The 21342-nt window shown below is 62.8% G+C and carries 20 protein-coding genes and 2 tRNA genes; 10 read left to right on the forward strand and 12 right to left on the reverse strand.

Going from position 1 to position 21342, the window contains the following annotated elements:
* Positions 1–10: 10 nt before the first annotated feature.
* Both PGB28_RS19975 and PGB28_RS19980 read right to left on the reverse strand, forming a co-directional pair.
* Positions 11–85: transfer RNA gene (locus tag PGB28_RS19975), tRNA-Asn, on the reverse strand.
* 71 nt (positions 86–156) lie between these two features.
* The gene (locus PGB28_RS19980; protein ID WP_271423289.1) at positions 157–1071 is read right to left on the reverse strand and encodes an MBL fold metallo-hydrolase; all 915 of its coding nucleotides are present in this window, start codon (positions 1069–1071) and stop codon (positions 157–159) included.
* A gap of 46 nt (positions 1072–1117) precedes the next feature.
* On the opposite strand from PGB28_RS19980, the gene PGB28_RS19985 reads away from it, so the two are divergent.
* Entirely contained in the window at positions 1118–2437 is a 1320-nt protein-coding gene (locus tag PGB28_RS19985; RefSeq protein WP_271423290.1) for an ATP-binding protein, read from the forward strand.
* Positions 2438–2578: 141 nt separating this feature from the next.
* The gene (locus PGB28_RS19990) at positions 2579–2848 is read left to right on the forward strand and encodes a hypothetical protein (RefSeq protein ID WP_271423291.1); all 270 of its coding nucleotides are present in this window, start codon (positions 2579–2581) and stop codon (positions 2846–2848) included.
* A 73-nt stretch (positions 2849–2921) separates the two neighbouring features.
* Here the strand turns inward: PGB28_RS19990 and PGB28_RS19995 are convergent.
* Positions 2922–2998: transfer RNA gene (locus tag PGB28_RS19995), tRNA-Ile, on the reverse strand.
* Between the two features lie 122 nt (positions 2999–3120).
* Here PGB28_RS19995 and purM point away from each other — a divergent pair.
* The 3 genes from purM to rnd all read left to right on the forward strand — a co-directional run bounded on the left by purM (position 3121) and on the right by rnd (position 6010).
* Entirely contained in the window at positions 3121–4173 is a 1053-nt protein-coding gene (purM, locus tag PGB28_RS20000) for a phosphoribosylformylglycinamidine cyclo-ligase (protein ID WP_271423292.1), read from the forward strand.
* Positions 4170–4769 carry a phosphoribosylglycinamide formyltransferase gene (gene purN, locus PGB28_RS20005; protein ID WP_271423293.1) on the forward strand — a complete coding sequence of 200 codons (600 nt, stop codon included), beginning with the start codon at positions 4170–4172 and terminating at the stop codon, positions 4767–4769. The genes purM and purN overlap by 4 nt, the downstream gene beginning before the upstream one ends.
* Positions 4770–4852: 83 nt before the next feature.
* The gene (gene rnd, locus PGB28_RS20010) at positions 4853–6010 is read left to right on the forward strand and encodes a ribonuclease D (RefSeq protein WP_271423294.1); all 1158 of its coding nucleotides are present in this window, start codon (positions 4853–4855) and stop codon (positions 6008–6010) included.
* Positions 6011–6032: 22 nt separating this feature from the next.
* Here the strand turns inward: rnd and PGB28_RS20015 are convergent, their stop codons facing one another.
* Complete coding sequence (locus PGB28_RS20015; RefSeq protein ID WP_271423295.1) at positions 6033–6539, reverse strand: hypothetical protein; 507 nt, start codon at positions 6537–6539, stop codon at positions 6033–6035.
* Between the two features lie 136 nt (positions 6540–6675).
* Between PGB28_RS20015 and PGB28_RS20020 the strand changes: the two genes are divergently transcribed.
* Positions 6676–7086, forward strand: coding sequence for a SufE family protein (locus tag PGB28_RS20020; protein WP_271423330.1), 411 nt, complete (start codon positions 6676–6678; stop codon positions 7084–7086).
* Between the two features lie 36 nt (positions 7087–7122).
* Here PGB28_RS20020 and PGB28_RS20025 read toward each other — a convergent pair whose 3' ends face one another.
* Positions 7123–7641, reverse strand: a complete 519-nt coding sequence (locus PGB28_RS20025) for a single-stranded DNA-binding protein (RefSeq protein WP_271423296.1) — start codon at positions 7639–7641, stop codon at positions 7123–7125.
* Between the two features lie 169 nt (positions 7642–7810).
* Between PGB28_RS20025 and PGB28_RS20030 the strand changes: the two genes are divergently transcribed.
* Positions 7811–8404: a lytic transglycosylase domain-containing protein gene (locus PGB28_RS20030; protein ID WP_271423297.1), complete on the forward strand. Its 594-nt coding sequence runs from the start codon at positions 7811–7813 to the stop codon at positions 8402–8404.
* Positions 8405–8417: 13 nt separating this feature from the next.
* Here PGB28_RS20030 and thpR read toward each other — a convergent pair whose 3' ends face one another.
* The 7 genes from thpR to miaA form a co-directional block, all read right to left on the reverse strand.
* Positions 8418–8984 carry an RNA 2',3'-cyclic phosphodiesterase gene (gene thpR / locus PGB28_RS20035; protein WP_271423298.1) on the reverse strand — a complete coding sequence of 189 codons (567 nt, stop codon included), beginning with the start codon at positions 8982–8984 and terminating at the stop codon, positions 8418–8420.
* A 6-nt stretch (positions 8985–8990) separates the two neighbouring features.
* Positions 8991–11081: a dipeptide ABC transporter ATP-binding protein gene (locus PGB28_RS20040; RefSeq protein WP_271423299.1), complete on the reverse strand. Its 2091-nt coding sequence runs from the start codon at positions 11079–11081 to the stop codon at positions 8991–8993.
* Between the two features lie 119 nt (positions 11082–11200).
* A complete protein-coding gene (locus tag PGB28_RS20045) occupies positions 11201–12394 on the reverse strand; it encodes an ABC transporter permease (RefSeq protein ID WP_271423300.1) in 1194 nt (397 codons plus the stop codon).
* Between the two features lie 13 nt (positions 12395–12407).
* Positions 12408–13454 carry an ABC transporter permease gene (locus tag PGB28_RS20050; protein WP_271423301.1) on the reverse strand — a complete coding sequence of 349 codons (1047 nt, stop codon included), beginning with the start codon at positions 13452–13454 and terminating at the stop codon, positions 12408–12410.
* 117 nt (positions 13455–13571) lie between these two features.
* Positions 13572–15245, reverse strand: a complete 1674-nt coding sequence (locus tag PGB28_RS20055; protein ID WP_271423302.1) for an ABC transporter substrate-binding protein — start codon at positions 15243–15245, stop codon at positions 13572–13574.
* A gap of 260 nt (positions 15246–15505) precedes the next feature.
* Entirely contained in the window at positions 15506–16426 is a 921-nt protein-coding gene (locus tag PGB28_RS20060; RefSeq protein ID WP_271423303.1) for a helix-turn-helix transcriptional regulator, read from the reverse strand.
* 92 nt (positions 16427–16518) lie between these two features.
* A complete protein-coding gene (miaA, locus tag PGB28_RS20065) occupies positions 16519–17424 on the reverse strand; it encodes a tRNA (adenosine(37)-N6)-dimethylallyltransferase MiaA (RefSeq protein WP_271423304.1) in 906 nt (301 codons plus the stop codon).
* A 121-nt stretch (positions 17425–17545) separates the two neighbouring features.
* Here miaA and pyrH point away from each other — a divergent pair, with 121 nt between their 5' ends.
* The 3 genes from pyrH to PGB28_RS20080 are packed head-to-tail and all read left to right on the forward strand — an operon-like array spanning position 17546 to position 21319.
* A complete protein-coding gene (pyrH, locus tag PGB28_RS20070; protein WP_271423305.1) occupies positions 17546–18292 on the forward strand; it encodes a UMP kinase in 747 nt (248 codons plus the stop codon).
* 60 nt (positions 18293–18352) lie between these two features.
* On the forward strand, positions 18353–19783 hold the full coding sequence (locus PGB28_RS20075) for a hypothetical protein (protein WP_271423306.1): 1431 nt from the start codon (positions 18353–18355) through the stop codon (positions 19781–19783).
* Between the two features lie 51 nt (positions 19784–19834).
* A complete protein-coding gene (locus PGB28_RS20080) occupies positions 19835–21319 on the forward strand; it encodes a hypothetical protein (RefSeq protein ID WP_271423307.1) in 1485 nt (494 codons plus the stop codon).
* Positions 21320–21342: the final 23 nt, after the last annotated feature.

The following is a 21342-nucleotide window of genomic DNA, read 5'->3' on the forward strand; positions in this document are numbered from 1 at the left end:
TTGAATTCTTTGGCTCCGGCGGTAGGGATCGAACCTACGACCAATTGATTAACAGTCAACTGCTCTACCGCTGAGCTACGCCGGAACATATGGGGCGATATAACAATAGCGGTTTTGGTCGTCCAGAGGGTTTTGCGACAAAATCGCAGAAAAATTTCATGCGCCCGCAAGTTCGAAAATCGTCCCGGAATGCAGGGGGCCGCGCGGTGTTACCAGCTTGCGGCCGGTGAGGTCGACCAGATGGGCAAACACGTTGCGCATCGCCGCCGGGATCAGCGCGGGCGAGACATCGGTATAGAGCGCGCGGGCGAGGGATTCGGCGCTCTGGGCCTTGCCGCTCAGCGCCTCCAGAATCGCGCCTTCGCGGCCCTCACGATGCGCGATGAGCCAGTCGAGCCGCGCGGCGGGGTCCGTGATGGGGGCGCCGTGACCGGCGTGAAACACCTCCCAAGGCCGGTCCCGCAGCATGCGGCAGGACGCCATGAAATCGGTCAGGTCGCCATCGGGCGGCGAGACCAGCGAACTCGCCCAGCCCATCACCAGATCGCCGGAAAACAGCCGTTTGTCGGCGGCAAAGCACAGGTGGTTGCCCATATGGCCCGGCGTGTGCAGCGCCTCGATCTCCCATTCGGCGCTTGATACGCGCGCGCCATGGGCGAGCGTCACATCGGGGTGGAAGCTCGCATCCACGCCTTCGCCGCCGCCTGCCATGCCGTCGCGGGCCAGCGCCTGCATCACGGCGCTGCGTCCGGCATGGGCGGGACCAAAGGCATGGACCGCCGCGCCGGTACAGTCCGACAGGGCCAGCGCCAGGGGGGAGTGGTCGATATGGGCATGGGTTACGAAAATATGGCTGATCTGCCCGCCCTCGGGCACCGCGGCCAGGATTGCGTCGAGATGCGGCGGCGACATGGGCCCGGGGTCGATCACCGCCACCTCGCGCTGTCCCAGAAGATAAGTATTGGTGCCCCAATAGGTCATCGGGGACGCATTCGGCGCCAGCACGCAGCGCAGGTCGGGCTCAAGCTGCTGAACCGTGCCTGTGTCCGGGGATTTTTCGCTGATGTCCATGTTGGTTTTCCTTCTTCTTCCCGGGGCGGCAGGCTAAGCCTAGGGCATGTCGTTTACCTGGCTCAAATCCTATATGCCACGCAGCCTTTATGGCCGGGCCGCGCTGATCCTGGTGCTGCCGGTTGTGACGCTGCAGCTTGTGGTGACAATCGTCTTTGCGCAACGCCATTTCGAAGGTGTGACCGAACAAATGACCTCGGGCGTGCGCGACGAGATCGGTCTTGTCCTCGCACAGGCCGACTGGAGCGGCCCGGAGGCGGCGCTGGCGGCGATGGAGCCGTTCGCCAAGCCGATGGATTATGAGCTGCGCTGGCCGGACCCGTCCGAGGTTCCGGATCGTGATATCCGGCGGATCTATGATTTCTCGGGCATCGTGGTCATGCGGGAATTGCGCGAAAAGAAGCTGACAGTGCCGGTGATCGCACTGCCCAATGACCGCGACGTGATGCTGTATGTCTCGACGCCGCTGGGGCTTCTGGAGCTGTTGTTCGAGCGCAAGCGTGTCTCGGCGTCCAACCCGCATCAGCTGATCGTGAACATGATCCTGTTCAGCCTGATCATGACCCCGATTGCCTATGTTTATCTGCGCAACCAGCTACGTCCCATCACCCGGCTGGCAGCGGCCGCCGAGGCCTTTGGCAAGGGGCGCGTCGTGCCCTATTCGCCGTCGGGCGCGGTCGAGGTGCGCGCGGCGGGCAATGCCTTTCTCGATATGCGGGCGCGCATCGAGCGGCAGATCGAACAACGCACGCTCATGCTTTCGGGGGTCAGCCACGACCTGCGGACGCCGCTGACGCGGCTCAGGCTGGGGTTGGCCATGTCCAGCGACGAGGACAGCGAGGACATGCTGCGTGACGTGTCCGAGATGGAACGGATGCTGGATGAATTTTTGGCTTTCGCGCGCGGCGATGCCGAGGCAGGCGACGCTGAGCTGACCGATCCCATGGCGCTGGTGCGCCAGATCGTCGAGGACGCACAGCGCGCGGGCACCCGGGTCGAGCTGGTCAAGACCGAAGGTGCGGGTGAGATCGTGCTGAAACCGGGGGGGATTCGCCGGGCGCTGGAGAACCTGATCAACAATGCCGTGCGGTACGGGTCGCGGGCCGAGGTCAGCGTGGTGCTCACCGACAAATCGCTGCGCATCCGGGTCGAGGATGACGGGCCGGGCATTCCCAAGGACCGTCGTGACGCCGCCATGCGGGCCTTTGTCCGACTGGACGAGGCGCGCAACCAGAACGAGGTGGCGGGGGTTGGCCTTGGCCTTGCCATCACAACCGATATCGCGCGGGCCCATGGCGGGGTGCTGCGGCTGGGTACCTCGGATCATCTGGGCGGGCTGCGGGCGGATATCGTCATTGCGCGGTAGCGCCTTGCCCCGAAAATTTGTCTCAAAGCCGAAGGGGAAGCCGGATTTCCGCCACTTTGAGGGCGAATCTCTGGCCCCGGTTGGCGGTCATGTCTGACGCGTGGGGCGGCCGGACCGCCCGTTCAGACCGGAGATGATCCTATGACCCAGACCCCCCTGTTTGCTGCGCTCGCAGTTGCAACCGGGCTGATGGCTGGTGCCGCGCTGGCGCAAAGCCGCACACCCGACACTGCGACACCGATGTTGTCGACCCAGGGCGGAGCCGCGTCCGCCTATATGACCACCGCAGATGGCTGTACCTACCGCCGGGCTCAGGCGCCGGGGTATGCGCCAACATGGATTTTGGTGCTCAATCCGCACCATATAGGCCGCCCCAACAGCCCGCGCCATTGTCCCGGGATGCGGCAATAGGCGGGGAGCGATCCACCGCTGGCCTTTGCCTTTTATGCGGCGTGGTCGGGCAGAGCATGCGAAGGAGGAAAAATGGTAGGCCCGGCAGGACTTGAACCCGCAACCAAAGCGTTATGAGCGCTCTGCTCTAACCAATTGAGCTACAGGCCCCCCATGACCTTTGGAGTAGCACAGGCGCGCCCGGCGTCAAGCACTCCGTGGGGCTTTGAGATTGCAAGCGGGTGCGGGATGGACTAACCCCACGCGCGAGAGATTGCATGACGGAGCAGACCATGAGCGCGAACACCGGCAAGGGCGGGCTGACCTATTCTCAGGCTGGCGTGGATATCGACGCGGGCAACGCGCTGGTCGAACGAATCAAACCGGCGGCCAAGCGGACCAACCGCTCGGGCGTGATGGCGGGGCTTGGCGGCTTTGGAGCGCTCTTTGACCTCAAGGATGCGGGCTACAGCGATCCGATCCTCGTCGGCGCCACGGACGGCGTGGGCACCAAGCTGCGCATCGCCATCGACACCGGCGAGGTGGACGGTGTGGGCATCGACCTTGTCGCCATGTGCGTCAACGATCTGGTCTGTCAGGGGGCGGAACCGCTCTTTTTCCTCGATTATTTCGCCACCGGCAAGCTTGAGACCGAGACCGCCGCGCGCATCATCGAAGGCATTGCCGAGGGTTGCGTGCGCTCGGGCTGCGCGCTGATCGGTGGTGAGACGGCGGAAATGCCGGGCATGTACCCGGAAGGCGATTTCGACCTTGCGGGCTTTGCCGTGGGCGCGATGGAACGCGGCACGGCTCTGCCCGCGGATGTGACCGAAGGCGACGTGCTTTTGGGACTGGCCAGCGATGGTATCCATTCCAACGGCTACAGCCTTGTGCGCAAGATTGTCGAGCTGTCCGGCCTTGGTTGGGATGACGATTGCCCGTGGGGTGAGGGCACTTTGGGCGCGGCGCTGCTGACACCCACGCGGCTTTACGTGACGCAGGCGCTTGAGGCTGTCCGCGCGGGTGGCGTGCATGCTCTGGCTCATATCACCGGCGGCGGTCTGACCGAGAACCTGCCGCGCGTGCTGAATGACGGGCAGGGGGCCGAGATCGACCTGTCGGCTTGGGACTTGCCGCCGGTTTTCAAATGGCTGTCCGATGAGGGCGGGCTGGACGAGGGCGAGATGCTCAAGACCTTTAACTGTGGCATCGGCATGATCGTTGTCGTCGCCGCCGACCGCGCCGAGGCGCTGGCGCAGGTGCTGCGCGCGGCGGGCGAAACGGTTCATCGCATAGGCACCGTTACCGCGGGCGAGGGCGTGCGCTACAGCGGCGCGCTTGCATGAACCTTCGGGTTGCGATCCTGATCTCGGGCGGCGGGTCGAACATGGTCACGCTGGTGGACAGCATGACTGGCGATCATCCGGCACGCCCCTGTCTGGTCCTGTCCAATAACGCCGATGCGGGGGGGCTGGCCAAGGCCGCCGCGCGTGGCATCCCCACGGCGGTTGTGGATCACCGCCCGTTCAAGGGGGACCGCGCCGCGTTCGAGGCGGAATTGCTGGCCGAACTGGACAAGGCGCAACCCGACATTATCTGTCTTGCAGGGTTCATGCGGGTTTTGACCGGTGATTTCGTGCAACGCTTTGAGGGACAAATGCTCAATATCCACCCCTCGCTATTGCCTAAATACAAAGGACTGCACACCCATGCCCGCGCGATCGAGGCGGGTGACGCCGAACATGGCTGTACCGTTCATCTGGTTACAGCTGCACTGGACGATGGACCGATTCTGGGCCAGGCGCGGGTGGCGATTGAGCCGGGCGACACGCCCGATACACTGGCCGCTCGTGTGCTGGAACAGGAGCATCTGCTTTACCCTCGGGTTTTGCTGGATTTTTCCCGGCAGACTTCCGGAAACGCGAACATGCCGCCCGCGTAAGAACGTCGCAGTTTCGCATCCGGCGAATGCGTGTAGTTTCTGCGATGGAGCGCAGCCGACAAGAAGAGAAATAAGAAACGCGCATGAGGACACTGAAAACGACCGCAGAGCTTGCCGAGTTTTGTGAGACCGCAAAATCCCACCCTTACGTGACGATTGATACCGAGTTTCTGAGGGAACGGACCTATTATTCCAAGCTCTGCCTGATCCAGATGGCCATGCCGGGCAAGGATGACAGCACTGCGGTTCTGGTTGATCCGCTGTCCGATGGGCTGAACCTTGATCCGCTTTATGATCTGTTCCGCAACCGTGACGTGGTCAAGGTGTTCCATGCCGCGCGGCAGGATCTTGAGATTTTCCATGTGGATGCCGGGGTGATCCCGACGCCGCTCTTTGACACCCAGATCGCGGCCATGGTGTGTGGCTTTGGCGAACAGGTCGGCTATGAAAAGCTGGTGCGGTCCATCGCGCGCAAGGGGCTGGACAAGACATCGCGCTTTACCGACTGGTCCCAGCGGCCGCTGTCGGACGAACAAAAGAAATATGCGCTGGCAGATGTGACGCATCTGCGCCAGATCTATGAATTTCTGGCCCGCAAGCTGGAAGAGACGGGCCGGGAGCGCTGGGTTCAAGAAGAGCTGGCGATCCTTGAAGACCCCGAAACCTATATCACCCGGCCCGAAGAGGCGTGGAAACGGATCAAGACACGCTCCACATCGCCGCGTTTTCTGGCCACGGTGCGGGAACTGGCCAAGTTCCGCGAATCCTTTGCCCAGGCGCGGGACATCCCGCGCAACCGGGTGTTCAAGGATGACGCATTGGTGGAGATCGCGTCTACCAAGCCGCGCGACCACAAGGCCCTATCCCGGTCACGGTTGCTTCTGCGCGAGGCACGCAAGGGCGAGATTGCCGATGGTATCCTCAAGTCGGTTGAGGCAGGTCAGAATTGTCCTGAGGATGAACTGCCCAAAGTGGACAATTCCAACGCCAAGCTTCAGGTGAACCCGGCGCTGGCGGATTTGCTGCGCGTCCTGCTCAAGGCCAAGACCGAAAGCTCGGGTGTTGCATCGAAGCTGATCGCGCCCTCATCGGATCTGGATGCGCTGGCCGCCGGTCAGCGCGACGTGATGGCGCTCAAGGGTTGGCGGCGCGAGGTATTTGGCAATGATGCGCTGCGGCTCTGCAATGGCGAGATCGCCCTGACCGCAAAGGGACAGACCGTCGAGGTCGTCGAGCTTTGAACGGAAAGTCTGCGCCGCTGCCTCAGCGGCGCGACGAGCGGACGTTTTCGCGGGCTTTGACCTGAATAGTGCGAATACCGGCCAGTTCCTGTTCGGTCAGCCGGATCGCCGCGCTCACGGTGCGGGAATAGGCGGTGCCCACGCCCACGCTGCTGCGGGGCTGCAAGGCGCGGAACGCGTAAACCAGCGTGTCGGCACTTTCGCTGGCCTCTGGGGTCAGGCGGACGTCAAAGCTGCCCGCGCTGCGCATGACGCCGGTCACCTCGATCACCGCGCCGCCGGGAACGCGGCGGATATGCAGTTCGGTCACGTTCTGCACCAGCGTGCCGCGATAGGCTGCGGGGGCCTTGCTCTGCAGGATCGGGTTGCGGCGCGGAATGAGCGGGTTCACCTCGCCGTCGGCGGCCTGCACCGGAACGGAGGTGCTGCGCCCGAACCAGTTGAACGGGTTCAGCCGGGAGTCGCGCACCGTGCCACAGGCGGTGACGGTCATGGTCATGACAAGTAGAGCCAATACCTTTTTGCGCATAATCAGCACTCCCGAAGTTCCTTGCCTTCCGGGTTAGCCTATTGCACGGGCGATGAAAAGCGTTTGGGCGGTATTGCAGGCTGGACCTTTGTCGATTGTGACCCTAGGTCTGAACCACAGCAACCCGGAGGACATGATGGCAAGCGCGGCTTTCGAAGAGATCGTGGAGGATTTCGAATTCCTGGAAGACTGGGAAGACCGGTATCGCTACGTGATCGAACGGGGCAAGGCGATGGAGCCGCTGGACGACGCGCTCAAAGTGCCCGCCACCAAGGTGGATGGCTGCGCCAGTCAGGTCTGGTTGCATACCCGCGTCGAAGACGACGGGTTCAATTTCGACGGGGACAGCGACGCGATGATCGTTCGAGGGCTGATCGCGGTGTTGCGCGCGCTTTATAATGGCACGCCCGTGGATGAGGTCACGGCCATCGACGCGCCCGCGGAACTGGCGCGGCTGGGGTTGAATGATCACCTGTCGGCGCAGCGCTCGAACGGGCTGCGTGCGATGATCGAACGGGTGCGCGAACGGGCATCCGAGGCGGCGTAATGAAAACGCCCCGGTGCGGGACCGGGGCGCTATCGTTCAGAACGGGATTTCGTCGTCCATATCGCGGCTTGGCGGATTTCCGCCACTGCCACCCTGACCGCCGCCATAGCCGCTGTCCTGCGGGCCGCTGTCATAGCCACCACCGCCATAGCCGCCGCCCTGGCCACCACCGAAACCACCGCCGCCGCCACTGCCGCCGCCGTCACGGCCGTCCAGCATGGTCAGCGTGCCGTTGAAGCCTTGCAGCACCACCTCGGTCGAATAGCGGTCCTGCCCGGACTGGTCCTGCCATTTGCGTGTCTGCAACTGACCTTCGATGTAAACCTTTGAGCCTTTGCGCAAATATTGCTCTGCGATACGGACAAGCCCTTCGTTGAAGATGGCAACGGAGTGCCACTCGGTCTTTTCACGGCGCTCCCCGGTATTGCGGTCCTTCCACGTCTCGGAGGTAGCAATACGCAGGTTGCACACCTTGCCGCCGTTCTGGAATGTGCGCACCTCGGGGTCGCGCCCGAGATTCCCGATAAGGATGACTTTGTTAACTGACCCGGCCATGATGCCCCCCAATTCGATCTTGTCTGCGGCCAATCGGGGCGAATCCCGTGGCCGGTTCCGCGTGAGACTACCTCACTCGAACAGGGTTAAAAATGGCCTAAGCCGCATGGGCTGGCCGAATCCGTCAAAATCTCTATATTCCACCGGAGTGTTTTTAGGGGCCGACTTCATGCGCAAGCTTTTGACCTTGACCCTGGTGGCCAGTGTGTTGCCTGCCGCCGCAATTTCCGAAACAGTTTCGTCCAAAGGGCGTGTGCTGTTGTTCAAATCCCAGACCAAGATTCTGGACCAGCGCGCGTCGGAACAATACCGCAATTCCGTGCGGCTCCAACCGCCCAAGGTGGTGACGCCGACCAAATGGGGCACCGGCGGCAATTCCCCTAAATATTCCGGTAAATACAAAGGCATATACGCAGGCATGGCGCGGGATGCGGCACGGCGTTACGGCGTGCCCGAGGATCTTTTCCTGCGGCTGGTGCAGCAGGAAAGCGGCTGGAACCCCACCGCCAAGAGCCACAAGGGCGCTTTTGGCCTTGCCCAGCTGATGCCCGCTACGGCGCGCGCGCTCGGGGTGGACCCGAAGGACCCGGCGCAGAACCTTGATGGCGGCGCGCGCTACCTCAGCCAGCAATACCGCAAGTTCGGCACATGGCGTCTGGCCCTTGCGGCCTATAACGCGGGCCCTGGCGCGGTCGAGAAATATGGCGGTGTGCCGCCCTTCAAGGAAACCCGCAATTACGTCAAGATCATCTGGGGCAGTTGACCGGCCTATTGCCTTACCAGTCATCCGCGCCATCGGGCGGCATGATGAACGCCGTTTCGGACAGCATTTCATAGACCGGCGGGCTGGACCCCAGATGTGAGCGGTTCAGCACTAGGTGATCGGCCTCAAAGCTTTCCCTGAGGCCCGCCTGTCCGGCGATCACGCCCTGCAACCGCGCCTGCTCACCCGCTCCGATCCCGGCTGCAAAGCGCAACAGCGTGACATGCGGGCGGAACCTTCGGCGTTGCGGCTCCAGCCCGGCGGCGCGGGTTGCGCCCTGAACCCGGGCATGCAGGTCGGTCAGCGCCGGGCTCTCCACCACCGAGGCCACCAGAAGCGCAGGTTTGCGCCGCCCCATCAGATCCAGCCCCGCAAGCGTCACATCAAACGCCCAGACCTGCAATTGCGACAAGGCCTCGGCCAGCGGCTCCACCTCACGCGCATTCAGATCGGCAAAGAAGGCCAGCGTGACATGCATATTATGGGGCGGGACGGGGCGGCCAAAGCCCAGCCCCTCAACCAAAGACCCGAGCCGGTCAGCAACCGGCTCGCGCACGGGGATCGAGACAAAGATACGCAATCGAGATCACTCGGCGGCGATCTTGATCACCGGTGTCATATTGTTGAACTCTTCATCGCTCAGGTGGCATTTCACCTGATGCCCATCGGCCATCTGGCGCACCGGCGGCACCTCTTTCTCGCAGAGTCCGCCCGGCACCTTGGATTTCCAGCGGCAGCGCGTCTGGAACGGACAGCCCGGGGGCGGGTTCATGGCCGAGGGAATGTCGCCTTCGAGAACGATATGTTCTTTCTCGACCGATGTATCCGCAATCGGTACCGCCGACAAAAGCGCCTCGGTATAGGGGTGATAGGGGGGCGAAAAGACCTGTTCGGTGGTGCCGAGCTCGACCACATGGCCCAGATACATCACCATGACCCGGTCGCTCAGATACCGCACGATGGACAGATCGTGGCTGATGAACAAAAGCGTCGTCTTGTGCTCGCGCTGGATCTCCATCAGCAGGTCGGTGACGGCGGCCTGCACCGACACGTCCAGCGCCGAGACCGGTTCATCCGCCACGACGATGCGGGCGTCTCCGGCAAAGGCGCGGGCGATGCCCACCCGCTGTTTCTGCCCGCCCGAGAGCTGCCGGGGCATGCGGTCGGCAAATTCGCGCGGCAGTTTCACCAGATCGAGCAGGGACAGCATGCGTTCGCGCCGCTCGGCCTCGTTCTTGCCCACCTTGAAGATCTCCAGCGCGCGGATGATCTGACGGCCCACCGTCATCGACGGGTTGAGCGTGTCGAACGGGTTCTGGAACACCATCTGCACATCGGCCACGGTCTTGGTATCCCGCTTCTCGATAGGGGTGTCCTGAATCTCGTGATTGTCGAGGAGGATCTTGCCCTCGGTCGCGGTTTCCAGCCCCATCAGCACCTTGGCAAAGGTGGATTTGCCACAGCCGGATTCCCCCACTATGGCCAACGTTTCGCTCTCGCGCGCCTCGAAACTCAGCGTCTCGTTGGCCTTGACCACCTTGGTCGCGCCTGAGCCGCCAAAGAGCGCATTGGCCGCGACCTCGTAGTATTTCTTGAGATTGTCCATTTTCAGGACAACATCGCCAATCGCGCCCTTGGTCTTGGTGTCCTCAAGCGCCATCGGTGCGGCCCAGTCGATCTCGTTGATGCGCAGACAGCGTGAGCGATGCCGGTCATTGCCGGGGATGTCCTGCATCTTGATGGCTTGATCCTTGTTGCAGAGCCCGTCCACGAAGTAATCGCAGCGCGGGCCAAAATTGCAGCCCGGCGGGCGTTCATGGGGCAGGGGGAAGTTGCCCGGAATGGCCTTGAGCGGGCGCGCATTCTTGTCTGCGCCCGGAAGCGGGATCGAGCGGAACAGCGCCTGTGTATAGGGGTGCTGCATCTTGTCGAACACATCCTCGATCGAGCCGGTTTCGACCGCTTCGCCGGAATACATCACACAGATGCGGTCACAGGTTTCCAGCACAAGCCCAAGGTTGTGCGAGATGAACAGCATCGAGGTGCCGTATTTCTTGCCCAGATCCTTGACCAGATCGACCACCGCGGCCTCCACCGTCACGTCCAGCGCGGTGGTGGGCTCATCAAGGATCAACAGCGAGGGTTTCGACATCAGCGCCATGGCGATGACGATCCGCTGCTGCTGACCACCCGAAAGCTGGTGCGGATAGCTGTTCAGAATGCGCTTGGGGTCGGGCAGCTTCACATCCGTCACAACTTCCAGCGCGCGCTGATAGGCTTCTTTCTCGGGCGTGCCTTCGTGGATCATCGGCACTTCCATCAGCTGCTTGCCGATTTTCATCGCCGGGTTCAGGGACGCCATCGGCTCCTGATAGATCATCGCGATCTCGGAGCCGCGGATGTCGCGCAGTTCTTCCTGGCTCATTGCCCCCAGATCGCGGCCCTTGAACTTGATCGAGCCGCCGACAACGCGGCCATTCACGCCAAGGTCCTGCATGACCCCCAGCGCCACGGTGGATTTCCCGCAGCCGGATTCGCCGACAAGGCCCACCGCCTCGCCCGGTTGCACCACCACGGAAAAATCCATCACCGCCGGGATTTCCCGCAGCCGGGTAAAGAACGAAATCGACAGCTTGTCGATTTCAAGGATCGGGCCGTCATAGTCCCATTTTGTCATGTTATTTCTCCTTTCCGGAGGAGCCAGAGACAGGTCCAGTCCTTCTTTGGCTCAAAAATATATTGGGGGGTGAGGGCCTTACCCGAACGGGCTGGCCCCCGGACCGCCCTCTCAGATCATCAATCCCGCAGGCTTTCCTCGCGCAGACCGTCTGCCAAAAGGTTCAGACCAAGAACCAGCGACAGAAGCGCCAGCGCCGGGGGCAGGGCAGGATGCAGGTAGATCGACAGGAACTTACGCCCCTCGTTGATCGTCGATCCCCAATCCGGGCTCTCCGGCGGCAGGCCAAGGCCAAAGAAGCCCAGGGTGCCAAGAAGGATGGTGGTATAGCCGATGCGCAGGCAGAAATCGACGATCAGCGGCCCGCGTGCGTTGGGCAGGATTTCCCACAGCATGATGTACCATGGGCCTTCACCCCGCGTCTGTGCCGCCGCCACGTAGTCGCGTGTCTTGATGTCAAGCGCGAGGCCCCGCACGATCCGGAAGACCGTGGGCGAGTTCACGAAGACCACCGACACGAACACCACGAGGATACCGCCGGGAATGTCAAAGAGATCCATGAAACCCGGGATCACGTGCACCTTGGAGCCCACCTCGGAGATCAGCGACAGGTAGAGCCAGCCCATCACGCCCAGCACCCCGATCAACAGCGGCGTGCGGAAATTCGGCTGCGTGTAGTAGCGCGAATTCAGCAGGATACCGACAAAGATCAGCGGGAAGACAAACAGGAAGGTCGCCATATAGGCGGGAATGCCCGTTTCCACGATCTCCGGTGTGACCAGCAGGTAGAACAGCAGGATCACCGGGAAGGCGAGGATCAGGTTGGCCAGGAAGGACAGGAAGGTATCCAGCTTGCCGCCATAGTAACCTGCGGGCAGGCCCAGCGTGATGCCGACCATAAAGGCAAAGGCGGTGGCGATGGGCGCGATCTGCACCACGATCCAGGCGCCGGTAATGACCCGGCTGAACACGTCGCGGGCAAGGTTGTCGCCGCCCAGAAGATACCAGCCATATTCGCCTTCTTCGGCCCCGGCGAGCGGCGTGCCGGGCACCTTGTTCTTCATGCCCGAGACTTGCGCCAGCGGGTCATGTGTCACGATCAGGTCCAATGCCCCGAAGATACCGGTAAAGACCCAGAACATGACCAGCGCAAAGCCGATCATGCCGACAGTGCTGTCAAAAAGTTTCCCATAAAGCCCAAGCTTGCGCTTGAACATGACGGAGACGACGAACAGCAGCACCAACGCGATCCATGTCGGTGTGAGCTGCAGGAAGATACGGGTGAGGATTTCACCCCAGCTAAGCGGATCCATATCGCAGCTCTCCTTATGACACGCTGATGCGGGGGTTGAGATAGACGTAGCCGATATCCGAGATCAGCTGCGTCACCAGAACCACGATGACCGACACGACCGAGACGCCCAGAAGCAGCTCGATATCGTTGTTGCCCGCCGCCTGAACCAGCGTCCAGCCAAAGCCCTTGTAATTAAACAGCGTCTCGACGATGACCACGCCGTTCAGCAGCCAGGGGAATTGCAGCATGATCACCGTGAACGGCGCGATCAGCGCGTTGCGGAGCGCGTGTTTCATCACGATATTCGGGAAAGACACGCCCTTGAGCCGGGCGGTGCGGATATATTGCGCGGTCATGACCTCGGCCATACTGGCCCGTGTCATCCGCGCGATATAACCCATGCCATAAAGCGCGATGGTCAGCACCGGCAGGAAGAAGTTCTCGAAATTCGCGCTTTCCATGGCGGAGGTCGCCGTGCCCTTGAACCATTTCAGGCCCACGGCAGAGGAGGCAAAGACCGCGATCAGGATCACGCCCGACACATATTCCGGCGTTGCCGTCGTGGTGATCGCCACGGTGGACAGCGTCCGGTCGGTGGCCGAGCCTTCACGCATACCGGCCAGCACACCCAGGATCAGCGCCGAGGGCACCATGAGCAGCATCACCCAAAGCATCAGCTTGCCGGTGAGCGCCAGACGTTTGCCGACAATGCCTGCGACCTCTTCTTTGAAGACCGTGGAAAAGCCCCAGTACCCTTGCAGGATGCCACAGAAGTTTGGCGCTTCGGCGGCGTCCTGCCCGGGCAGGATACAGCGGCCCTGCACACTGCCGTCCTCATTGGTGTACCGGTGCGAGGGCAGGACCCCCAGCCATTCACCATATTTGACGGGCAAAGGCTGAAGATAGCCGCCCTTTTCAAGGAAACTGCTGACCTCTTCATCCGACATCCGGAAGTTGCCTTGGGTTTTGGCAAGCTTTTCGAGGTTCGGGTAGAGGTTGGTCAGTGTGAAAACGAGGAAGGTCAGGCACAGACCCGTAAGGATCATGACGCCCAGCCGTCGCAGAATAAAGAGTCCCATGGCTGCCCCTGTTGGTGGCGAGTGGCGGGCGTTTCACGCCGCGCATTCTTTGTCGTTTTGTCCCCGTCGCGGAGACGAAAACCGCGCCCCGAAGGGCGCGGCTTGTGGGCTGAGGTCTTAGGCCTTGATGCCGAACTTGTAGATCTGCGGCAGGTCGGCGATGTGCTTTTCCACACCGACAAGGTTGTCGCGGTGGTGGCGCATCGCGGTCCGCCAGTAGGGCTGGATCGTTACGCCTTCCTCGATCATGATGGCCTGCAGTTTGCCCATCACCTCGCGGCGCGCATCGGCATCGGCGATCGAGTTCGCCTCGGCCAGCAGCGCGTCGAACTCGGCATTGGCAAAGCCTGCTTCGTTCCACGCCTCGCCCGAACGATAGGCCAGACCCAGAACCTGCGTGCCCAGCGGGCGGTGGTTCCAGTTGGTCGACGAGAACGCATATTTCGTCCAGTCGTTCCAGAACGTGTTGCCCGGCAGCACTGTGTGCTTGGCCTTGATGCCCGCATCGTTGAGCTGGGCCACCACCGCGGCGGTGGTGTTGCGGCGCCAGTCATCGTCGATGGATTGGCATTCATGCTCGAAGTCACCCATACCGGCCTCTTCCATGAGTGCCTTGGCCTTGACCGGGTCATAGGGGATGCGGGTCACGGTCGGGTCATGCTCGGGGTGCATCGGTCCCACGTGGCAGTTGTCCGCTGGGATACCGTAGCCGGCCATACCCAGTTCGAGACAGACATTGTTGTCCACCGCCATGGCAAGCGCCTGACGCACCCGCTTGTCGCCGTAGATCTTGTTGCCGTTCTCGTCCTCGGCCAGCTGGTTGGGGCGGATCACGATGGTAAAGCCGGACGGGATTTCCGAGCGTTCCAGACCGATGGCGTCAAAGATGTCGACGAATTCGCCCACCGATTCCCAGTTCATGTCGATCTCTTCGGCCTCATAGGCGGCAAGGAAGTTCGCCGGGTCGGTGCCGTAGTCGACGAACTCGATGCGGTCGATATAGCCGCCTTTGCCCGCGGCATAACCCCACCAGTCATGGCCTTCGTTGCGCACCAGCACGCCCTTGACGCCCACCTCGTGGCTTTCGGGCAGCATGAAGCCGGTGCCGATCGGGTTATCTAGCATGTTGTTGGGATCGTGGCTCGCATGCACGATTGCTGCCGGATAGTCCGCCATGCCGGGGATGATGGTGATGTCGGGCGCGCTGGTCTTCAGCATCACGGTGTGGCTGTCGACCACGGTGATCGCGCCTTCGGCGGCTTTCTTGGTCTCGGGGTCGGAGAGCGAGGCCATACGTGCGGCCATCGAGTTGCCCTCGACCGTGCCGTCGCACCACATCTCGATGTTGCGCGCCACGTCTTCGGCGGTGAAGTCGTCACCGTTATTCCATTTGACGCCCTTGCGCACATTCAGCGTGTATTCAGTGGCGTTGTCATTGGCTTCCCAGCTTTCAAGCAGCATCGGCTGGAACGAGCCGTCATTGTTGTATTCCACCAGATATTCCAGCCAGCCCGCGGTAAACGTCGCGATCTGGGTCCAGTCATAGGTGCGCGGGTCTTTCAGGGCGCGCACTTCCATCTGGTAGCGGATGGTGCCGCCCTGCTGCGCATGCGCCGCGGCCTGCGCCGGGGATCCCAGCCCGCCCAGAGCATAGGCACCGGTTGCCGTCAGGCCCAGTGCCGTGCTGCGGGCAAGGAATTCGCGGCGGTCCATGTGACCTTCCTTGAATTCGTTTGCATACATCTCCGCAGCGGGGTGAACCCGGGAACCTGTGAGGGTTTCGTGCGTCATCTGAATCTCCCTGTGACACATTATTGTTTTTTGACCGGAGGGATTCCGCCCGTGCGCCGGTGAGTGACCGGTTGCGCGGCAGACAGCCTCCCCATCGCCGTCATTCCGCAACAGAAACGCCCTCAGGTCAATCATTGCTTTCGGATTTCATGTCACAAAAGCGACATTTACCCCGCTCAAAAGCGACATGGCGTTTTTCAGAAACTTGTCGGGGCGTCGCGCGGGATCAGGACGCAAGCACGATACGGACCGATTTCGGCCTAGCGAATCCCGCCCTGATGGCGAAAGACAGGCCGCGCAACGCTGGCCTTTTTGGTGGGGTCCTGACCCAGCGCGGCACGGCGCAACGCGGATGGTGTCTGACCGGTATGGTTCTGTATGAAACGGGTAAAATACGCCGCCGATCCGAAGCCGAGATGCTGGGCGATTTTCTGCACCGCCGGGTCGGGACGTTCCAGCAGCATGCGTGCCTCGTGCAGCACCCGACCGGTGATCATGTCGGCCGCCGTCTGCCCGGCATTTTCACGGCATACCCGGGTCAGGTGCGTGGGCGTCACCGACAGGGCCTCGGCATAATCGGCCATGGAGCGGCCCGAGCGAAACTCCGATTCCAGCAGGTCGGTAAATTTGCGGCACAACCGCTGCCCAGCCGTCTCGCGGCTTTGCAATGCGGGCGAGACCTTGTCGCCCTCATCCAGCATGGCCAGCATCTGCCGCCGGAGCCACACCGTGACCAGCGAGAACTTGGCCAGCAGCGCCTCGGCCTGCAGCGGCTGGGGCATCATCTGTTCGCGCTGGATCGCCTCGACCAGACCGGACAATTCGCCCTGGGCCACCACGTCGCGCACCCGCAGATGCTGTGCCTCGCGGGGCAGATAGGGCAAGTCGATATCTTCCAGCAGGATCGCCTGACCGAAACACTGCGCGCCGGGGTCAATGGAGAACATCGTTCCGGGGGGCAGGTAGATCACGTTGTTGATGCCGATACCGCGCCGGATGCCCCGGATCGTGGCGCGTCCCTGGCCCTTGGTGATCCACAGGAACAGATGCCGGGACAGCGAATGCGGCAGGGAGTTCTGCCACGGCCCGCGGCTGCCCAGTTGCGCCAGAGTCAGCGACCGCAGCGGCAGATCCGCCAGTTCGGATGCATCATCAGGAAGCTCGGGCTGGGGCGGCGGCATGGGGCGGGGGCCTTTGGTCTGGGGCGGTCATAGAGGCCGGTGCGCGGGGCACCGTCCGGAACTGGGCACCACTATTTCGATGCGCAGGCGGATCAGCAAGAGAGGATTGCCCCCCCGGCGATTTCCTGCGGGGTAATGCCGTGCCAGTGCTTCATTTTGGAGCGCAGCCAGGTGCGTTGCCGTTTGGCGAACTGGCAGGTGGCGATTGTGGCTTTGTCGCGCGCCTCGTCCAATGTCACCTCGCCCTTGAGATGTGCCATGAGCTCGGGCGCACCGATGGCCTTCATCGACAACAGGTCAGGGTCGTAGCGCGGCAGGTTGGCGCGCGCCTCGTCCAGCGCGCCCTGTTCCAGCATGAGATCGAAACGCCGCGCGATGCGGTCGTTGAGCCAGTCGCGCTCCGCGTCCACCCGCAGCGCAACCGCCTGATCCAACGACAGTATCGGCGGCGGCGTGTCATCCTGCCAGGCGGCGAGCCCGCGCCCGGTGGCCTGCTGCACCTCCCATGCGCGCTGCACCCGCATCGGGTTGTTGAGGTCGAGCCGCGCGCGTGTCGTGGCGTCGATCTCAGGCAGCATGGCGGCGTGCCCAAGGGACAGACGAATCCCGTCGGCGCGGGCGCGTATCTCGGGCGGGGTCGCAGGAATTTCGGCCAGCCCGGAGGTCAGCGCGGTGAAATAGAGCCCGGTGCCGCCCACGATGACCGGGCGCTTGGGACCTTCCAGAAGGGGCATTACCTCGCGCAGCCAATGGCCCACGGAATAGGTCGCATCCCACGCCACATGCCCATAGAGCCGATGCGGCGCGCGGGCCTCATCGGCTGCATCCGGGCGCGCGGTCAGAACACGCCAGTTTTCAAACACCTGAATCGCGTCGGCATTCACGATCACGCCGCCAAAGCGTTCCGCAATCTCCAGCGCCAGCGCCGATTTCCCTGACGCGGTTGGCCCGACGATCAGCACGGGACGGTCCGCATCAAGTGCTTGCCGTAACGTCACCTGTCATTCTCCGACGCGGCGTGACGCTTTGCGCGCGTTGTCCCAAGTTGCTGCATTGATCTGCCCCGGCTTTTCCGACATTTTGCCCGCAACTTAGCCCTCTGCCGCATTGGAGTACACCATGACCGCCGACGCCCCCGCCAGCGACGCCCCGAAAGCCACCTTCAACCGCGTTATGCTCAAGATCTCCGGCGAGGCGCTGATGGGCGATCAGGGCTTTGGCTTGCATCCGCCGACCGTGCAACGCATCGCGCAAGAGGTCAAATCGGTGCATGACATGGGGGTCGAGATCTGCATGGTGATCGGCGGCGGCAACGTGTTCCGCGGGTTGCAGGGCAGCGCGCAGGGCATGGAGCGCACGACCGCCGATTACATGGGCATGCTGGCCACGGTGATGAACGCGCTGGCCATGCAATCCGCGCTGGAGGGGCTGGGCGTGTTCTGCCGGGTGATCACCGCGATCCGCATGGACGAGGTGGCTGAGCCCTATATCCGCCGCCGCGCCGTGCGCCACCTTGAAAAGAAACGTGTCTGCATCTTTGCGGCGGGCACCGGCAACCCCTATTTCACCACCGATACCGCCGCCGCCCTGCGCGCCAACGAAATGGCCTGCGAGGCGATCTTCATGGGCAAGAACGGCGTTGACGGCGTTTATGACAAGGACCCGCGCGCCCATGACGACGCCAAGCGCTATGACAAGGTGAGCTTTGACGAGGTGCTGGCCAAGAACCTCAAGGTTATGGATGCCTCGGCCATCGCGCTGGCGCGTGACAACAACCTGCCGATCGTGGTGTTCTCGCTCGATGAGCCGGGCGGGTTCCGGGGTATTCTGGGCGGGACGGGCACCTGTACCGTGGTGGGGGGCTGAATCCCCGCCGTTATGCGGAAAGCGTGGACAGGCGCGGCGCGGCCTTACTAGACTGATCGCATGATACGTCTTCTTCTGATCTGCCTGTCGCTGTGGCTGGGCGGCGCGGCGGTCGCTGCCAGTTTTGAACCCGGACCTCCGGACCAGTGCCAGCTGCGCATGAGCGGGCCGATCGTGCCGGGCGATGCCGAGGCGCTGCGCGCGCGGTTGGATGCGTATTATTTCGACGACGGTGAGACCAGCGACCAGTTTCTTTGCGTCGCCAGCCCCGGCGGGTCGTTTTCCGAGGCGATCAAGCTGGGCAAGATCCTGATCAAAGAGGGCATCGGCACGCGGATCGAGGCGGGACAATCCTGCCTGTCGGCCTGTGCGGTCGCTTTCATGATGGGTAGCAAGTTCTTCTACGAAGGTGTGGGCGACGGCCAGAACGCCAACCGGCACATGCATGTCACGTCGCGGCTGGGCTTTCACCGGCCGGAACTGAAGCTTGCCCAAGAGGGCGTTTTTGACACCGCCGCCGTCGAGCAAAGCTTTGACGTGGCCATCCAGGCAACGCTGGAATTCGTGCGCGTCGCCAATGAAGGCTCGGGCATCTCAACCATGGTGCCGCCTGACCTGATCGAGGCGATGTTCGAGCATAAGGGGGAGGATTTCTACTTTGTTGAAACCACCGGCCAGACCGCGCGCTGGGACATCAAGGTGGACGGGCTGAACCTGCCGCATGTCATGACGCCGCTGGCGGCATGGTATGCCTGCGCCAATATTCCGGTCTGGAAGACCCGCTACGAGCCCGAGGTGCCGCCGCCCGAGGGGGATTGGCAGGTCCAGCGCGTCGGGCAGGAACAGGGCGCCCCGGTCTACGAGGTCCTGGGCCCCTTCCAGAGCGACGCGGAGCATTTCTGTCGCTTCCGCTACACCGGTGCCAACGGTCCTAACGCGCTTTATGGCTGTGGCCTTCTGGGCCGGGAAAATCAGATTGTCGGGACGTCGATCTGCATGGGCCAGGGCGACGAGGGGCGGATGGATTACATCACCTCGGACCTGCGCGTCTTCCTGCCGCCTGCTACGCCGCTGACCCAGGCCGACGCCGTGGCCCGGCGGATCGCGGGAATGCCCGCAGGGCAGGAAGGAGGAGCCCCGGACAGGCTGGACCGGTTCCGCGCAGGCTGTGCCACCAATGGCGGGCAGGCCTTTGTGACCAATGTGCGCAATTTCACCAATCTGCGCCGCAATGCCACCATCGGGTCAGACACGCTTGAACAAGTGCCGCTGGACGCGCGGGTGGCAATCATCGCCCCGCGCGTGGTGCCGGATCTGGGCGGCATCAGCGCCCGGTGCCGCGATCTGTGCCAGCGCGCGCCCGGGGGCGGGCTGGCCGGGCGTGAGGCCGGCGCGCTCAATGCCTGTTTCGACGCCAACGCGTTCTGGTACCGGGTGCAGACCGGCACCGGGCGCCTGGGCTATCTGTCGGGCAAATTCTTGCGCCGCTGATCTTGTCCCTTGCGGCTGGACCATCGCAGCCATGCGGTCTAACCTACTGCCATGAAACGTTTTCTCTTGATTCCTTTCTTTATCGTAGCGGCGGCTGCCGCTGCACAGGCTGCTGATCTTGTCCCCGGCTCCGGGCCGCGCTGTACAGGACAGCTGACCGGCCTGATCGCCCGCGGCGACGCGGCGCGCGTAGCGGCCTGGGTCGAGGCGGAATATGCCGCGCAGCCCCCGGCCGAGAATCCCGAACCTGTCAGCCTCTGTCTCAACAGCCCCGGCGGCGACATTGCCGAGGCACTTGAGGTCGGGCGCATCCTTTATGATCGCTCCGTACACACCCGGCTGACCGAAAACGCCCGCTGCCTGTCCTCCTGCGCGCTGATTTTCATGATGGGCACGGATCAATATATGGGCCATGCCGAGGGTGAGCTGATCGGGCCGCACCGGTCGATGCATGTCAGCGCCGAGCTTGGCTTTCACCGCCCCGAACTGCGCCTGCCGCCCAGCGACACGCGGCGCAGCGATGCGGATGTGGAAAGCTCTTTCAACCTCGCGATCGAGGCGACGTTGCTGCTGGTGGAACTGGCCAACCTGCCGACATTCGAGGATGTGATGATCCCCGCCGATCTCATTCAGGCGATGTTCACCCATCGCGGCGCGGATTTTTTCTATGTCGACACCACGGGCAAGGCCGGGCGCTGGGATATCCGCGTCGACGGGCTGGATTGGCCCGCCGCATTGGATCGACACAGCCTGTTTAACGCCTGCAATAACCTCGTGGCGTGGAAGAACAGCTATGAGGACAGCTATTCCACCGAGGATGTGGGCAGCGTCGAAAGCGCGGTTGAGCAACTGCGCGGCGGGGACACGCGGCTTTATGCGGTCAATGGCGTCTACTGGAATTATGACGATATGCATTCCTGCCTGATCTCGGTCCCGTCACAAGGTGCGGGACTGGGCATTTGCGGGTCAGCCCCGGCGCGGGCGGCGACGCTTGGCACGTCGGATTGTCGGGAATTGTCCGATGTGGACCCTTATGACGAAGATGGCGTGCAACCCTTTGAATATCATGCCGAAGCGCTGATCCTGCTGCCACCTTCCACACCGCTGTCCGCGGCTCCGGCGGTGCTGGCGGCACAATCGGCGCGGGCGACGGCGGACTGGCAGGCGGACAGCGATGGCACCGCATCGCTGCGCCGTCGCTGTTTCGCGCTGGAGATGGTGCCCGAGATTCGCGGGGTGCAGAATTTCGCCACCCTGCGCGCCGCGCCCAGTTTTGACGCCGAGGTGGTGGCGGAACTGCCGCCCGGTACGCGCATGACGCCGGTTGATCCGGTCGCGCTGATGGCAGACGGGCCGGACAATTGCGTCAGCCTGTGCCGCAACACCGAGAGCTTCCTGTCGGCCATGGCCCATGCGGGGCAGAGTTTTGACATGGACGGGCTGAACGCCTGTTACGACGCGAACCGCGTCTGGTACGAGCTGCGCGCGCCGGGAGGGCAGACCGGCTTTGTCAGCGGAAAATTCCTGCGCTACTGAGATTGGACCGGCGCGCCGGGATT

This window comes from Primorskyibacter aestuariivivens (assembly GCF_028023675.1).
Taxonomy (GTDB): Bacteria; Pseudomonadota; Alphaproteobacteria; order Rhodobacterales; family Rhodobacteraceae; genus Marinovum; species Marinovum aestuariivivens.

What these genes read in the sequence shown, in the direction of transcription:
- PGB28_RS20045 (WP_271423300.1), bottom strand. Translation starts at nt 12,394, where the DNA reads ATGGATCCGCTTAGCTGGGGTGAAATCCTCACCCGTATCTTCCTGCAG.
- rnd (WP_271423294.1), top strand. Translation starts at nt 4,853, where the DNA reads ATGAGGACACTGAAAACGACCGCAGAGCTTGCCGAGTTTTGTGAGACC.
- PGB28_RS20075 (WP_271423306.1), top strand. Translation starts at nt 18,353, where the DNA reads ATGATACGTCTTCTTCTGATCTGCCTGTCGCTGTGGCTGGGCGGCGCG.
- PGB28_RS20055 (WP_271423302.1), bottom strand. Translation starts at nt 15,245, where the DNA reads ATGACGCACGAAACCCTCACAGGTTCCCGGGTTCACCCCGCTGCGGAG.
- purM (WP_271423292.1), top strand. Translation starts at nt 3,121, where the DNA reads ATGAGCGCGAACACCGGCAAGGGCGGGCTGACCTATTCTCAGGCTGGC.
- PGB28_RS20030 (WP_271423297.1), top strand. Translation starts at nt 7,811, where the DNA reads ATGCGCAAGCTTTTGACCTTGACCCTGGTGGCCAGTGTGTTGCCTGCC.
- PGB28_RS19990 (WP_271423291.1), top strand. Translation starts at nt 2,579, where the DNA reads ATGACCCAGACCCCCCTGTTTGCTGCGCTCGCAGTTGCAACCGGGCTG.
- PGB28_RS20025 (WP_271423296.1), bottom strand. Translation starts at nt 7,641, where the DNA reads ATGGCCGGGTCAGTTAACAAAGTCATCCTTATCGGGAATCTCGGGCGC.
- PGB28_RS19980 (WP_271423289.1), bottom strand. Translation starts at nt 1,071, where the DNA reads ATGGACATCAGCGAAAAATCCCCGGACACAGGCACGGTTCAGCAGCTT.
- PGB28_RS20050 (WP_271423301.1), bottom strand. Translation starts at nt 13,454, where the DNA reads ATGGGACTCTTTATTCTGCGACGGCTGGGCGTCATGATCCTTACGGGT.
- purN (WP_271423293.1), top strand. Translation starts at nt 4,170, where the DNA reads ATGAACCTTCGGGTTGCGATCCTGATCTCGGGCGGCGGGTCGAACATG.
- pyrH (WP_271423305.1), top strand. Translation starts at nt 17,546, where the DNA reads ATGACCGCCGACGCCCCCGCCAGCGACGCCCCGAAAGCCACCTTCAAC.
- PGB28_RS20020 (WP_271423330.1), top strand. Translation starts at nt 6,676, where the DNA reads ATGGCAAGCGCGGCTTTCGAAGAGATCGTGGAGGATTTCGAATTCCTG.
- PGB28_RS20060 (WP_271423303.1), bottom strand. Translation starts at nt 16,426, where the DNA reads ATGCCGCCGCCCCAGCCCGAGCTTCCTGATGATGCATCCGAACTGGCG.
- PGB28_RS19985 (WP_271423290.1), top strand. Translation starts at nt 1,118, where the DNA reads ATGTCGTTTACCTGGCTCAAATCCTATATGCCACGCAGCCTTTATGGC.
- PGB28_RS20015 (WP_271423295.1), bottom strand. Translation starts at nt 6,539, where the DNA reads ATGCGCAAAAAGGTATTGGCTCTACTTGTCATGACCATGACCGTCACC.
- PGB28_RS20040 (WP_271423299.1), bottom strand. Translation starts at nt 11,081, where the DNA reads ATGACAAAATGGGACTATGACGGCCCGATCCTTGAAATCGACAAGCTG.
- PGB28_RS20080 (WP_271423307.1), top strand. Translation starts at nt 19,835, where the DNA reads ATGAAACGTTTTCTCTTGATTCCTTTCTTTATCGTAGCGGCGGCTGCC.